The 15,367-nt window shown below is 36.0% G+C and carries 12 protein-coding genes; 3 read left to right on the top strand and 9 right to left on the bottom strand.

The genetic code is table 11. The annotated features are described in order from the left end of the window. Position 1: 1 nt before the first annotated feature. From H3U49_RS09525 to H3U49_RS09510, 4 genes are all read right to left on the bottom strand, one after another. Positions 2-796 carry a PTS sugar transporter subunit IIC gene (locus tag H3U49_RS09525; protein WP_198181134.1) on the bottom strand — a complete coding sequence of 265 codons (795 nt, stop codon included), beginning with the start codon at positions 794-796 and terminating at the stop codon, positions 2-4. A 19-nt stretch (positions 797-815) separates the two neighbouring features. Continuing rightward, positions 816-1,286 carry a PTS sugar transporter subunit IIB gene (locus tag H3U49_RS09520; protein WP_198181133.1) on the bottom strand — a complete coding sequence of 157 codons (471 nt, stop codon included), beginning with the start codon at positions 1,284-1,286 and terminating at the stop codon, positions 816-818. Beyond that, positions 1,283-1,705, bottom strand: coding sequence for a PTS sugar transporter subunit IIA (locus H3U49_RS09515; RefSeq protein ID WP_198181132.1), 423 nt, complete (start codon positions 1,703-1,705; stop codon positions 1,283-1,285). The genes H3U49_RS09520 and H3U49_RS09515 overlap by 4 nt, the downstream gene beginning before the upstream one ends. Positions 1,706-1,912: 207 nt before the next feature. Then, complete coding sequence (locus tag H3U49_RS09510; RefSeq protein WP_198181131.1) at positions 1,913-2,908, bottom strand: SIS domain-containing protein; 996 nt, start codon at positions 2,906-2,908, stop codon at positions 1,913-1,915. A 183-nt stretch (positions 2,909-3,091) separates the two neighbouring features. Here H3U49_RS09510 and H3U49_RS09505 point away from each other — a divergent pair, with 183 nt between their 5' ends. Further along, positions 3,092-3,814, top strand: a complete 723-nt coding sequence (locus H3U49_RS09505) for a GntR family transcriptional regulator (RefSeq protein ID WP_198181130.1) — start codon at positions 3,092-3,094, stop codon at positions 3,812-3,814. Positions 3,815-3,947: 133 nt separating this feature from the next. Here H3U49_RS09505 and H3U49_RS09500 read toward each other — a convergent pair whose 3' ends face one another. The 3 genes from H3U49_RS09500 to pfkB form a co-directional block, all read right to left on the bottom strand. Next, positions 3,948-4,643: a hypothetical protein gene (locus H3U49_RS09500; protein ID WP_198181129.1), complete on the bottom strand. Its 696-nt coding sequence runs from the start codon at positions 4,641-4,643 to the stop codon at positions 3,948-3,950. Positions 4,644-5,336: 693 nt separating this feature from the next. Beyond that, on the bottom strand, positions 5,337-7,256 hold the full coding sequence (locus tag H3U49_RS09495; RefSeq protein WP_198181128.1) for a fructose-specific PTS transporter subunit EIIC: 1,920 nt from the start codon (positions 7,254-7,256) through the stop codon (positions 5,337-5,339). Between the two features lies 1 nt (position 7,257). Beyond that, a complete protein-coding gene (gene pfkB, locus H3U49_RS09490) occupies positions 7,258-8,187 on the bottom strand; it encodes a 1-phosphofructokinase (protein WP_198181127.1) in 930 nt (309 codons plus the stop codon). Positions 8,188-8,310: 123 nt separating this feature from the next. Between pfkB and H3U49_RS09485 the strand changes: the two genes are divergently transcribed. Further along, positions 8,311-9,072 (top strand): MurR/RpiR family transcriptional regulator, encoded by a 762-nt coding sequence (locus H3U49_RS09485; protein ID WP_198181126.1) that lies wholly within the window; start codon positions 8,311-8,313, stop codon positions 9,070-9,072. Between the two features lie 53 nt (positions 9,073-9,125). Here H3U49_RS09485 and H3U49_RS09480 read toward each other — a convergent pair whose 3' ends face one another. Together H3U49_RS09480 and H3U49_RS09475 are read right to left on the bottom strand one after the other, a co-directional pair. Next, positions 9,126-10,121 carry a tagatose 1,6-diphosphate aldolase gene (locus H3U49_RS09480; protein ID WP_198181125.1) on the bottom strand — a complete coding sequence of 332 codons (996 nt, stop codon included), beginning with the start codon at positions 10,119-10,121 and terminating at the stop codon, positions 9,126-9,128. A 144-nt stretch (positions 10,122-10,265) separates the two neighbouring features. Further along, positions 10,266-13,127, bottom strand: a complete 2,862-nt coding sequence (locus H3U49_RS09475) for a TIM-barrel domain-containing protein (RefSeq protein ID WP_198181124.1) — start codon at positions 13,125-13,127, stop codon at positions 10,266-10,268. A gap of 201 nt (positions 13,128-13,328) precedes the next feature. Here H3U49_RS09475 and H3U49_RS09470 point away from each other — a divergent pair, with 201 nt between their 5' ends. Then, positions 13,329-15,347 (top strand): hypothetical protein, encoded by a 2,019-nt coding sequence (locus tag H3U49_RS09470; protein ID WP_198181123.1) that lies wholly within the window; start codon positions 13,329-13,331, stop codon positions 15,345-15,347. Positions 15,348-15,367 lie beyond the last annotated feature (20 nt).

Raw genomic sequence — 15,367 nt, 5'->3', positions numbered from 1 at the left:
CCTATAATTCTTCCAAATCATCCAAATCATCGCTACTGCTGGTCTTGGGAGTAGCATTATTGTTTCCATTATTAGACATAAACTTATTGAGTATAATAGCGAAGATAACTGCAAAGATAGCTACACTTATAACAGTCATTTTGCCATATGCTGCAATGAAGAAACCTAAGAATAAGTAAACTGCATTTTTCTTATCAATCATAGTTGACATCAGAAGGGCAAATCCGTAAGCAGGTAAAATCTTACTTGCTAAAGTCAAACCGTTTGTTAACCAATCCGGAATCATTTTGACGAAACTGGTTACAACATTGGTACCTAAAAAGATTGCCAGAAAAACTGGAACAAAATATAACAAACCATAAATAATTGGTCCATAAACTATGTGGTAACTTCGTGCTTTTCTAAATTTGCCTGCATCTATTGCATTCTCAACCAATTGGTTAAAGGATGAAAACAACATTCTAATCACTATAGCCACTAGCTGGCCTAGCACTGCTACCGGCAAAGCCACGGTCAATGCTGCTTGTGCACTGGTATGTGACAAAATTGCAAAAGCTGAAGCTACAACTGAGCCTAAGACCATATCTGGTGGAACGGCGGCGCCTACTTGAACTATTCCCATTGAAACTAATTCAAGCGTAGCACCAACTAATAATCCTTTCGACACATCTCCTAAAACCAAGCCAACGAGTGTACTTACGATTAATGGCTGCTCGAAGTTTTCACGACCCAGCAATCTTGAGTCGAACATAGCGAAAACACCAACCAAGCCGACAACAAAAGCTTTCCAAAACATTTTTTACCCCCCCTTTTTTCTAAATCAAATTATTCAGAAATTCCTTATTAGCTGAAGGAACTTGTTGCATGGAGATCTTAATTCCCTGATCGCACATTTTCTTAGTAAGTTTAACTTCGTCAGCAGTTAAATATATAGCATTACTAAAACGTTTAGCATCAGGCTTAGAAGGAACTAAGCCATAGTTAATCTCTTCTACTGGACCATATGCATCAATAAACTTGCTTAGTTCAGTTACATTTTCAAAAAGCAACATAATGTTGTCTTTTAGAGCCTTAATTTGATCGATTTTACTAATTGCTTTATCTACGCTGAAAACGTTTAGTCTCACATCTTCCGGTTTAGCCAGTTTCAATGACATTTTTTTAAAATCATCATTTGCTGTAGCTGTATCAATCACAATTACTCTTTCGATATTTGCAAATTTAGTCCATGAAAAAATGACTTGTCCGTGCAATAATCGGTGATCAACCCTAATTACTTTTATCATAATAAATCTCCTTCATCATTATCTTCAGTCATCAACTTATTTATCGACAAAACTCCCTTCTGTCCTTGGTTAATAGCTTCCTCTATATCTTCTTGGGTTAGGCCTGAATTCGCAGTAGTAACCAAAGTTATAACCAAAGGCAAATTCATACCTGTCAACACGGTTAACTTTTGGTGATCCTTTAATAGCTGGGTAATTTCGTTATTAACTGAACCTCCCAAAACGTCAGTAATGACTACAGTATTTTCACCACTAGCCTTATCTATAGAATTCTTGATTTCACCGATAAAACTATCATCACTCGTACCATTTTTGTAGGCTTCATATGCCTCGAGATTTTTCTGTTTACCAGTGATCATCTCAACTGTATCTTTCATTCCTTCAGCAAGCTTGCCATGGCTAACTAAAATTATTTTCACTAAGCTTCACCCCTAATCCAAAATCAGACATAGTTAGTACATTTATAAGATGTATTAACATGTATATTTAATATAATAATATATAAAGAAAATCGTGTAAAGGGTTTCTTTAAAAATAATTAAATATATTTTTTACTTTATAATTTTAAAGCGCTTTTATTTAGTTTGAAATTAAAAAATAAAGTACATTAACTTTTTAGCATCCATTTATTTGTAGTCTTCCTTCCACATATATCTGCGAGTTTCATAACTTTCGTGGGTAGAATAAGAAAGTGCTCTCATATAAACATTATTTAAAATTGATGAAAAAATTGGGTGATTAAAATACGGTGAAACTGCGGGCTCGATATCATCTAGCCCAATTTCTTTACCGTCTAATACATACAATTTTTTGCCACCAAATCTTTGTTCAAATTTCAATGCACGTTCATCTTCTGGTCTTGTTTTCCCGGTAGCCAAAAGTTGAAAAATTGACTTATTCTTATCTGTTACTTCAAATGGACCATTAAAGTATTCATAACTATGAATAGTTGGTGAATTTAATTGCAACATTTCCTCAATATTACAAATTGAGAAAACATAAGCTGCACCGTATGCTGGCCCACTACCAATAACATAAATGGTTTTTTGATCTTTATTTTGCTCAGCCCATTCTTTTGCCAAAGGTGTAGTATATTCAACAGCTTTGCGATAGATAGGATCAAGCAAATCAAAAGTCTTCATGGCTATTTTAAAATTCTCATAGCCTTCAAGCTGTTCCAATAAATTCATCGCTATGCATATTCCAATACTGCCATTTACACGTTCAAGTCTGCTTTCATCTAGAGCCAAACTTTCATATTTTATTTCAAAATCACAAACCTGCACGAGTTCAGATTCATCAACATACAAAGCAATTGTCGTAGCGTTATTATTTTTAGCAACCTTCGCTGAATCAATAGTTTCACTGGTTCCTCTCATAGAACATAAAACTACTAATGTATTTTGATCCATACTCTTTGGCGGAGCATAAATAAATTCTCCACTGGTATACATACTGGAAAAAATTGTTTTTGACTCTTGATGCATAAAGTAGTTTGCACCATAAAAGCCACCAAAAGAACCTCCGGCACCAACCCAAATTACCTGCTTAATACCTCCTTTAGGTTTCATTTTTTTAACAGCTTTTTGAACAACTTGTTTAGCTTCTTCTTGTACCTTCATCTTTTTCTCCTGTATTTAATTTAGATACATGTATCTTCAATTTAAAATTATAAAGCGCTTTATTGATAAAGTAAAGGACATATTAAAAATACCAGTATCTTTTTATGGTTAAAAAAGATACTGGTGCCTAATTAATCAGCTTTTGTTATAATACAGTTATTAGTTATTCAGGAAAGAAAAAATATGTTGAAAAAGTCTAAAAATCATATGCCACTATATCTTAACTTGGCAAATATTATAAAAAACAAAATTACGGAAAATAAATATCAAGTGGGTAAAAAAATCCCTTCTGAAATGGAGTTGCAAAAAGAATATTGTGTAAGCCGGACCACTGTTCGCAAGGCTCTTAAAGTCTTAAGCGAAGAGAATTATTTAATTAAGCTTCCTGGTAAAGGAACTTTTGTTTCTGACAAAAGTAATGAAATTCAAACTCAAAATCAAAAATTTTCAAGTTTAACAGACAGCGCCGCTAAAACTGGGAAAAAAATCTCTAACCGTTTAATTAGTATTAAAAGCGTTGCAGGTAATGATGAACAAAATACATTCTTGCAAACTACTAATGAGCAACAAATAATAGAAATTAAACGGTTAAGATATATTGATGATATCCCATTTTGCCTTGAATGGATTTGGCTTGCTCCAAAATTTAATGCTATTAAAGCTGAAGATCTTAATATGCCCTTGTATCAGATATTACAAAAGAAGTTTCATATTAATCCCGGTAAAGGTAAGAAAACTTTTAAAATTGCGTTTGCAAATAGAGAAGAATCTTTTTTACTTAATGTTGACGAAAAAACGCCGTTAATGCAAATCAAGGACTTAGTTTATGACGAGCACGATCTTCCTTTACATATTACGCAAGAAATAATTCGCAGCGATAAATTTACATATGCGGTTAACCATTAATTTTTTAAAATAAAAAAGCAGGCGCTAGTTTATGATGTGAATCCTAAAATTAGGACAAATTTTTGGGGAGCACATCATTTTCAACTAGTGTCTGCTTACTTTTTTAATATTCTGTTTTTAACTGACTAACTAATTAGTACCAACCATTAGCTTGCCAGAATTGTTTAGCTGCTGCCCATGAGCCGTAACGATTAGTAACATAGTTGTTAGCAACACGTTCTTGGTTAGCAGCTGAGTAGTCTCCATTAAGATATGCGGCAGAAAGCTGATATTTACCAATGTATTGACCATTTTGTGCACTGTATGAGCCGCCAGATTCACGACTGGCAATCCATGCTTTTGCTCCAGCTTCTGAATCAGATGAAGCAGTATTGTAATTAATATTTGCAGTTGCTGTATTGTTTGCAGAATTCGTAGTTTCTACATTATTGGTATTAGAAACTGAACTGTTTTCTGTTTGGGTGCTAGTTGCAACTGCTGAATTTTGGGATTCATTTGCCGGATAGTAGCCTTTATTTACGTATTTGGCCTTAACCCATTGGTTCTTGCCTAAGTCATACCACTTGTGACCCTTTTTGTCGTAAGCAGTTTTAATGACTTTCCAAGAAGAATTACTTGGTAAAATTTGCCCAGTAGCTTCAGGATGTTTGTAACTGTTCCATACACGAATTGAATTGCCATCAACGTAGTTAACAGTTACAACTGCTGCATCATTTTCTACTGTAGCTGCTTGAACATCATTTGCTTTAACGCTGCTCATAACTGCAACTCCGGAAGCAGATAATGCTGCTACTGCTGCTGATTTAACTAAGATAGATTTTACCTTCAAAAAAATTCTCTCCTTAAATAAAAATCCATAATATGTTTTTCAAATTGAACATAGTAAACTACTATTCAATTTGATGTTATAAATACTACAACGTTAAAGTTGCAGAATCATAACAGGAATATCACTCAATCTTTAAGAATTAGTTACCTAATTTAGTAAAAATGTCACAGTTGTAACACAAAGTTAACTGTTATTTAATTTGACAAAGTCTTATCATGACAAGGTTATTCGGTTAATTGCTACTAGCAAGAACATGCGTTTGTATGTTGCAATTTAAAGAAAAAGAAATCACTTTTGCAACATAAATGAAAAAAATTAGCTAGCTTTGCATATTTATGCTATAAAAGTGATATAGTTAATTTAAAATTTGGTAGAAAGGAAATTACAGAATGAGTAAGTTCGAAGTTACACTGGACGAAAAAGATTTGCAAATGCTTGAAGATTGCCATTCAAAAAATCCTTCAATTATGAAGGCATTAAATGAAGCAAAAAAGGTTGAAGACTAATATTTAAGCTAGGAAGCACTAATGTGCTCTCTTTTTTTGCATTTTTAGAACAGCAGTTGCGTTTAAATGAACATAAAGCCCAATTGATTATAAAATTATTCAAAATTGAAAGACATAAGCAAAATAAGTCCCGTAAGTTAGACAACTTGCGGGACTTACTTTATTTAAACTAATATTTACTAACCTATTAATTATTCGCAAACAAATCTTGAATTTCTGCAGGCGTATTGGCTGCTTTTAACTTAGCAATAAAGTCGGCGTGAGTCAAAAGCTTGGCAGTATTGGATAAGTATTGCAGGTGAGCATTGCTATCGACTTGTGGTATCAGAAAAGAAATGACCGTGTCAATCTTCTTACCATCTAATGATTGCCAATCAATTGGTTGTTTGAGTTTTAAAACGATCATTGAAGACTTGGCAATTGTTGCTGACTGCGCATGAGGAATGGCAAAACCGTCTGTCATCCCTGTAGAGCCTTCTTTTTCACGCTTAACGTAACTATTGTAAACAGCTTCGCTGTCATTAGCCAAGTTGTTTTTGACGGCAAAATCTGCTAAATATTTGAGTGCATCTTTACGACTCGCAACATCAACACCAACTTTAATATTTTGTAAATCAAGAATATCACTTGGATCAAAAGTTTCTACTTTGCTTTCTGCTTGCTGGTCAGATGTGTCGTCAACACTAGGTGCAATTTCCGGGTCAGTTGCAGTTGCTAAAGCATCTTTTTTAGCAAATCTGCCAGCTATTAGAGCAAGTAATGCTCCCGAAATAGCCGATCCAATCAGAATCCACAATACCCATAAGAATGGTTTATTAACTAACGGCAAAACAATAAAGCCACCGTGAGGAGCAGGCACACTGATTTTTGTGAGGTAGGTTAAAACTGATGCCACTGAAGAACCAATCATAAAAGCCGGGATATTCCATAAGGGATGTTTGGCGGCAAATGGAATTGCGCCTTCAGTAATGTGAGTAGATCCCAGTAAAAAGTTGACATAGCCAGCTGCTCTTTCACTTTTAGAATATGCTCTGCGATTCATTAAGACAGCAAATCCTGTTGCAAGTGGTGGAGCAATACAAGCAGCAGAAACTCCTGCCATAAAGTAGTAGTTTCCTTGAGCCAGTAATACCGTACCTGTAACATAGGCAGCCTTATTAATCGGACCACCAAAGTCTGCTGCACACATTATGCCAACAATAATTCCTAGCAATGCCGGATTAGTATTCTCAAAACCTCTAAGCCAGGACATTAAACCAACGTTCAGTGCTTTAATTGGGGTATTTAACAGGTACATAATTGATCCCGTAATTAAGACACCAACAACAGGTAAAAGAAAGATTGACTTCAATCCCCTAAATTTATTATCAGGCAATGGTTGGAACAGTTTCTGCAGTCCTAAAACAACAATTGCTGCCAGATAACCGCCAACGATGGCTCCTAAAAAGCCACCGCCGCCATTAAAAGTGATAAAGCCAGCAGAAAGGCCAACTACAAAACCCGTCCGTTGAGCCAAAGCTTCAGCAATATAAGCTCCTAAGACTGGAGCCATCAAGTTCATAGTAGTACTGCCAACTGTATTTAGCATCGCTGCAAATTGGTTATATTCACTGCTTTTAGGATTAGCCGAATCAATTCCCCAGAAAAATGAGATGGCCATCAAAACTCCACCGGCAACGACAAAAGGCAACATATGAGATACACCATTCATCAAAGAGGTATAAATCTTATTTCCTAGCTTTTGCTTTCCAACGTTGTCAGGATTTGAATCTTCAGCTGCCTGTCCTTCTTTATAAATTGGTGCTGCTAAAGCTTTTTTAATTAAAGCATCGGGCTCTTTAACACCTCTTGCAACTGGAACTACAACTAGACGTTTACCCGCAAAACGATCCAAGCCAACATCAATATCGGAAGCAACAACCACGGCTTGCGCATCTGCAATTTCTGCATTTGTTAAATTATTTTCAATACCCGTTTGTCCATGTGTTTCAATTTTAATGGTATAACCAAGCTTTTCTGCAGCTTTTTCCAGTGCCTCTTCGGCCATAAATGTATGGGCAACACCAGTTGCACAACCAGTCGCACCAACTAAATCATATTTAGCCACTTTAATTCATCCTTTCCCTTACTGAAATTTGTGGTAATAAATTATCTAAAGAAAAATCTGTCAGTCCAGTGCGGCTAGCCGTATCGCTTCCTGCAGCTACAGCTATTTTGAGAGCTTCACTAATAGGTTTTTTCTTTTCCAAAAAGGCAATGAAGGTACCAAGCATTGTATCCCCTGCACAAGCTGAATTAACCACTTGTATTTTAGGAGCATTGGCAAACAGGATATGCCGTTCATTAATAAAAGCTGCTCCAGCAGCACCTAAAGAAACCAACACATTTTGGCAACCCAGTTTAACTAGCTTTTGAGCAAAAGCGACTGTTTTCTCGTCTGTCATTTCACCCTCATAATTAAAGAAAGCTGCAAGTTCTGCGTCGTTGGGTTTAAGTAAAAACGGTCGATATTTTAAAGTATCGATTACTTCAAGGTAACTACTGTCAACTACGAATTTTGCCCCCTGTTTTTGAACTAGCTCAGCCAGTTGTACTAAATAGTGAGGTTTAATTCCCCGAGAAAAACTGCCGGAAACAACTACCATATCATCCTTAGTTAGCGTGCTTTCAAGATAATCCAAAAATTGGTTTTGTTTTTCCAAGCTAACTTCTGGACCCGGATTAACTTGCTTGTATTCCGTTTTTTCATCTAAAACGTCTGTAAAAACGTTAACCCTGGTTAGATCTTTTACCTTCAAGAAATTGGTGTGAATTCCCTTTTCCTTTAAACCTGAGATCACATAATCTAATGTAAAGCCGCCACCAATACCAGTAGCTACACTATCAATGCCTAATTTCTTTAAAATGAACGAAACATTGACTCCTTTACCATTAGGTTGCAATTCAAATTTTTCAGTTCTATTAACTACCTTTGGTTCCAGCTTTTGGGTAACAATTACCAAATCAATCGCTGGGTTCAACGTTATTGTGTAAATCAAAGATTTCTCCCCTTTTTTTTGCCTTTTGCATTATTATTATAGAAGTTAAAAAGTGTAACGTTTTTCCAAATTGATAGCGTTTACTATAATTATTGGGAAACTATTTACAAAAGGAGCGTATATATGCCAAATAAAGAACTTTCCTCAGCAGAATTACATCTCTGGAATATCGTAGAAAATAATCCTCAAAAGATTGCTAATATGTCGATAGTAAAACTAAGTCAATTTGCAAATGTCTCAACTGCAACAATTGTGCGTACCATGCAAAAAATGGGTTACAGCGGTTACACCTCTTACCGCGAATCTTTGAAACTAAAAAGCAATTCAAATTCTACTTTTAGTGTGCTAAATGATGCTGACGATAAAATCAAAAGCGTGATTACTAAAAACGAAATTGAAATGAACAATACGCTGCATAACCTAAGTTACAGCACAATTGAGGACAGTATATCACTGACTAAACAAGCTAAAATCGTTTTTATTTTTGCTCGCGGCCTATCTGAATCAATTGCTCACGAAATGATGGTCAAATTGCAATTAACTGGAAAATATTGTGAATTTCATTCAGACCCGAATATTATTAAGACGATCGCTTGTAAAATAAAAAAAGACTCATTAGTAATTTTTATTACTCTTAATGGGGAAACTGAGGAATTGGTTACCGCAGCTAAAGCTCTAAATAAAAATGAAGTCCCAATTTTGACTTTCACTACTAATTCATCAGGCAGCATTTTGCCCTTATCCACTCTCTGCTTTATCGGTTACAAATCTAAAACCAACTATTTTCCCGAATATGAGGTCAGATCACGACTGCCCCTGCAAATAATGACCCGCATTTTTTGTGATGCATACTCGGTCAGGTCTGATTTTTATAAGAGCAAATAAAAAGCCTTCTATACTAATTGAAGTATAGAAAGCTTTTTAGTTAATAGGTAAAATTATTCAGCAACTTCTAGCTTATCGCGCCAAGATTTAGCTCCTTTTAGAGCCTCATTTAAGTTTTCAATATTTTCTTTGCCATGAGTTGATAGCCATTTTCTACCTGCTTCTTCACTTTCAGCAGCAAATGGCTTGATTGCTGGTTTCCAAGTAGCACGACCGCAAAGAACACCGTTGAAGTCAGCACCTGCTTCTTCAGCCATTTTAATTTCAGCAATAAACTCTTCACTGGTTACACCAGCAGATAAGAAAATATAAGGCAAATCAGTTATCTCAGACTGCTTTTTAAGCAGATCCTTAGCTTCTTCTTGAGTGTAAACAACGTTGTTGTCTCCATTAAAGCCTGCAACAAACTTAATGTTAAACGGAATTTCAACTTTAAGTACAGTTACATCGTATTCAGGTTTTGAAAATTCTTTCATTGTCTTCAAGACCTTATCAGCTTTAACTTTCGCAAATTCTTCACTCTTAGCGTCAGCGATATTTGCGTCATAAGTCAAAACTTCCAAAAAGAATGGCAATTCATTTGCTTTTGCTTCTGCACCAACTCTCTCAACGAAAGCTTGCTTTTTATCATTAATTTCTTGACCTTCGTCAGGATCATAGTAAACCAAAAACTTAATGGCATCTCCGCCTTCATTTTTAATCCTTAATCCAGACTGATTAGCAATTAAGTCAGGCATTCTGCCAGGTTCGGTTGTATCATACCCGGTTTTTTCATAAGAAAGTAATAATCCGCAATTTTTGTCTCTCACTTTAGTTGCTGGTAAACCATATTCTGGGTCAGTCAAAATTGATGAAGCATAAGGAGTCAACTCACTGGAAACTGCTTTTTTAAAATCAACAATAGTTGTTTCATCAGCAGGTTTATTAGCGGCCTCTGCTAACATCTTTTTCAAAGAGCCACGTTGATCGATTGCCAAAGCACTGATTATACCATCAGTTGTTGACAAGTTTGCCATATGTTTGGCAACTGCTGCAGAAATTGTTTTCATTATATATCTCCTTTAACATTTTCTTTAATCGCACAACTATTATTATATACTGATAAAGTTGCCTTTTAAAGAAAAGCAAGAATTTTAGTAAACTTTTTCACAATTATAAATAATTCAGAAAACATTTACCTTGCTTTACACAAATTACTTCTGCTCAACTTTGTCAGTTTTTTTAGCTTTTTTAGTTTTACAGTTAAATCTTGTTCCCCAAGGAGATGCCTTTAAGTCCTTAACTGCTCTTACCTCAAAAGTATGTTCAGATTCAGACTTCAGGCTGCTTAAAGTATAACTTGCTTTTTTAATATTAGTATATAAGACATCATCAATTTTAAGCTGATAACTATCGCAATCAGATACCGGTTGCCATGATACCGTGATGGAATCTGCAGTAGTTTTTTCCTTATCTTGTGCTAAATTAGTCGGAGTTGTCAAAGAATCATCTTCTGCTGGCAAACTGTTAAGCGGTCTTGCACTTGTATCAATGCCAGTAATTTTAACAGTTATTTCGTTTTGACTAGTATTAATCTGGCCTATTTTTATTCTCAAAAATGTCTGCTTTAAATCTGTACTAAATTCTTTTAGGTAAGGGTTAACTAGGTAGTTTTGATCAAAGAAATAGCAATTTTCTTGATTTTGAAATTCAGCTATACTATTTACTTCAGTCAAATTAATTTCTTGGTTGCCTACCAAAGCTTTGATCGCTTCCGGTGCCTTTTTAGTTCTGATATCAACTTCTGTTGCTTTTTCAGGATCAAAACCAGCATATGTACCTTTGGTTTTGTCAATTTTGATAGTCAAGACAGAACCCAGCAATTGACTGCTAATTTTGGTTTGAGCATATTCATCTTGCTCATACTTAGCAGAAAAGCCATCATCTTCATAAACTGTAAAGCTGCTGTTTCCACTTGGATAAACTACAAATTGCCGTTGCTTTTTCAGATCAAGGTATTCCTGAGGTGTGTTAGTTGCTGGTGCTACTGGAACGATTGCTCCTGCTTTAACAAATACAGGCAACTTCCATAATGGTGCAGCGAAGTTATTAATTACTTGACCGCCACGATATTCTTGACCAGTAAAGAAATCTATCCAAATTTGCTTTTCATCAGGCAAATAAATTTCGTTTCTGATATCATTTCCCGCTTCATCAACGGCAGTATCTTGATAAATCGGAGCAACTAAGAAGTTCTCTCCCCACAAATACTGGTATCTGACCAAATTAGTATAAAATTCAGGCACATCAGGATATTCCAAAAACATAGCTCGCACCATGGGCTTACTGGTAAAAGTTGCTTGCGCTGCGATGCTATAAATGTACGGCATCATCATTGATTTCTGCTTGAGATATGCGCGGTTAAGCTTATTTGTAATACCACCAAACACAAAGGGATTTTTAGGATTTTTCCCCCAGCCATCCATATTTAATTGAATGGGGGTGAAAGCTTTCCATTGATAATCTCTGGTATTGATAATAGGCTGTTGACCTCCAAAAATACCATCCATGTCTGACGCAACATTAGGCTGCCCTGAGAGCCCTTCGCCAATATAAGTTGGTATTTGGAAGCGAATATATTCCCATTCACCACCTACTTCATCCCCAGTCCAAACTGTACTGGTATTTTGAGTTCCTGCCCAGCCATCAACAGTAATAATAAATGGTCGCAGTTGATCACCTTTGATTTTGGCAATCATCTTGGCAGTACTTTGAGTGGCATTTAAGCCGAACGAATAACCGTGGCCAACCCAGGCCTCATCTGTTTTAAGTGCAGTGACGCCGGCTACCAGTTCTTTTTCAAAATCACGGTCATCTGGTTTAGGATTTTCAGGATCTACTGGGGCAAGATTTTGCTGGGTCCAAAGTCCTACTTGCACACCTTTACTATTAGCATATTTAACAAACTCAGCTAAATTTTTGAGATTGCCTTCCAAAGTATCTGTCTGACCATATCCAGCCCCATAACCATCATTAGGCAAGAACCAGCCTATAGGCATATCATTTTGCAAATATTGTTCGAGCATTGCTCGGGCACTAAACTGATAAGAAATACCACCGTGCTCGCCATTTAACGTTTCTCTGATTGACTTTGGTTTTAATTCTGCCGGTAAATCTTTTGGCTGATATTCACGATAATACTTGCCATCAGGATATTTGATAGCTCCTTTTTCATCAGATTTGACCTCAACCCAATAGTCACGGTTATATGCATTTAGATGAGCTTCATAAAAGCCGAAAACTGGTGTCAGGGCAGGCCTGCCAGTTAGCTTATGATATGCATTAATTAATTTATATGCTGAGTTGGCAAAGAAATAAATGGCATCAAAACGATTTTCTTCATGAACAGTCGTAATCTCGTCATTCGAATTGCTATTAAAGTCATAATGTCCGGGCTTAAAAGTATTACGAATTACACCGTAACCGGCAGTTGACCAGTAAAAAGGATTAGGTGAAGCTACACCTTGATCAACCCAGTTATTAGTATTAACAATTTCGATTTTTTCTCCTGCTAGTGTGAAACGGCCGTTTTGGGTACCTCCACCAAAGTAATTACTATTATGATCAACTAAAGTTTGAGCAGTGGCCGAATTTGTCAGTTCAATCGGGCGTGCCTCTTTTAATATTAATCTACCTTTTTTTGTAACACTCATAGTAGCGTCATTTTTAACTAAATTAATTTCAACTGCACCTGTATCAATTTGCCAGCCGTTTTTGGTTGTCTGGAGATTGGTACCATTCATTCCTTTGGCGCTATAAATATCTGTCAAGAAAATTTGAGCATGCAATCCTTCTTCTGATTGTTCCGGCTCCTGAAATTTCTGGCTTGGATCAATATATAACCTGAATGTTTTTGCATCTAGTATGTAGAGGCGACCAGTCAATCCATGTGCATAATGAATCTCAAAATAATCTGTTTGTTGTGTTACCTCAGTGATATGTTGCAATTCTAAATCACTAGTTTCTGTTTTTTGATTTGAGTTAGTTGCTTTATTAATTTTTCTCTCCTCCTTCATATTAGAAGAAAATTAATCTTTCTTAAAATGTTTGATAAAGCTGATTATAAGCTAAATTTGCAAAAGGATAAATAGCTAATAGCCAAATTATTGTCCAACCACTTATTTTCTTTTCTGCCGAAATCTTAGGATAAGCAGTAACATATTATGCTAAAATTAAGATAAAATGAATAATAATTTTTACACAGGAGCAACTACAATATGAGTTTTATTTACACTTTAAGATACATGCTTGATCCCAGAGCAAACACTCCAGAAAAAGACGAAAAACTAATTGAATTTGTTAAAAGGGGCAAAATTGACGATGTTGCTTTTTTTATAAATGGTGAAGAGCTAAACCATAGCCACTTAACTAAAGCTGAAACTCAGGTATGGTTAGATGCCATAAAGCCCCTACAAAAAAAGTTATCTGAGATAGGTGTAACAACTAGCTTAAACCCTTGGACGACCATTATGCATTCAGATCGAGGCTACCAAGTTAATCCTGAAATTGGCTTTAATACTTTCGTTGATATAGATGGTAATAAGGCCAAGGATATGGCTTGCCCAGCTGATCCAACATGGCGGAAATATTTAGCAAATACCTATGCCCAATATGCCAGTATCCATCCCCGCAGGTTATGGCTAGAAGATGATTTTCGCCATTATAACCATTCACCCCTCAAGTTAATGTGCTTTTGTGATTATCACATGCAACTTTATAACGAAAAATTAGGCAAAAAGGAAACGCGGGGAGAATTTGTTAAAAAGATGTTGCAGCCTGGTGAACCAACTAAGGAAAGACAGGTTTACCTTGATCAGGCTCGTCAAGAGATGATTGAAACCGAACATATAATTGAGCAGGCTGTTCACAAGGTTAGTCCCGAAACAGATTTGGCACAAATGACTTCCTACCCTGATTGGCATGCCCTTGAAGGTCGCGATTGGGATAATTTATTTAAGGCACAGGCTGGAGAAGGTCATCCCAAGGTGGCCCGGCCTCATTTACCTGCTTACAATGAAGTTGCACCATTACAATATGGCAGATATTTCGAAGAATATACTCGCATTACCGCTGCATTTTTAGGGGAAAATGCCGAACTATACCCTGAATTAGAAAGCTATATGTATTCTCCATTAGTCAAGTCAAATGCATTTACCGCATTTCAAATTATTACTTCTGCCCTAATCGGCAGTCAGGGAATTTTGCTTAATTTATTTGACATGATGGGCAATGGTATCAATGATAGTTGGCACTATGCAGAAATGCTCGCCCAAATTAAACCGTTTGTTAACCAACTATTAGAAAATCGCCTGCCGATAAACCACTTAAGAGGAATAAAAGTTTTGGTTGATCAAGACTCTAGTTACTATCTGCAAACTAAAACTGGTAAAAATGTCGAGGAACTTTTACCTCACGAAAAGAATTGGGCCAGCCTTTTAGGAGCTTTTGGCTTTGCTACAGCGATTCTGCCTATCAGTAAAAAAACTTCATTGAAAAATGAAGTAGTTGCCATTTCTGGCCAGCTTTTACGTAATTTGTCAAAATCACAAGTTACTGAATTAGTTAAAAACAATTTTGTGTTGCTTGATGGTGAATGCATTCAAGTTTTACTAGACAGAAATTTAGGCAATTTACTGCATATTGAAAAAGCCGCCTGGCATCCATTTCGTTCAAACTATCAAGTTTTTGAACAGGCAGATGGACAGATTGTTGACGGAGTTGAAAGCCCGCGAATTACAATGTTGCAGCAAACAGGAAACTATTTAAAAATTGACTATCAACCGCAAAGTGCTGTAAATGTATGGTCTTTTGCTTATAACGCACTTGATGAAAAATTGGGTAACGTTATGGCCGTTATCGACCAGCATATCGTTGTCCTCCCGATGGATCAAGATCCACGCTATGGCTGGGAATCTCAATTTACTACATACAAACAAGGACTGTTGCAACAAATACTTGATAGTGTCACGCCAGTAGACTATTTAGTGGGAATGCCAAATGTTAAGCTGTTTATTGAAAATGATGGTCAAAAAGCTTGGCTAGCCAACTTTACTTTAGATGGCTATCAACAAATAAAATGGCACTTAGGAGAACCACTAAAGGGTAAGGAAGCTACAATTATTAGAAAAGTCAATAACTCTGTCAGAAAAACCAAAGTCCACATTAATGTTGAAAACGGCATTGCTACTATTGATGAAGCCATAGCACCACTTGAAACTATTCAGTTGCTGTTCTAAATTTAATATAAACAAATAAT

Source organism: Lactobacillus sp. W8174 (genome assembly GCF_016100975.1).
Classification (GTDB): domain Bacteria; phylum Bacillota; class Bacilli; order Lactobacillales; family Lactobacillaceae; genus Lactobacillus; species Lactobacillus juensis.
This window is presented reverse-complemented; position numbering and strand designations above follow the sequence as displayed.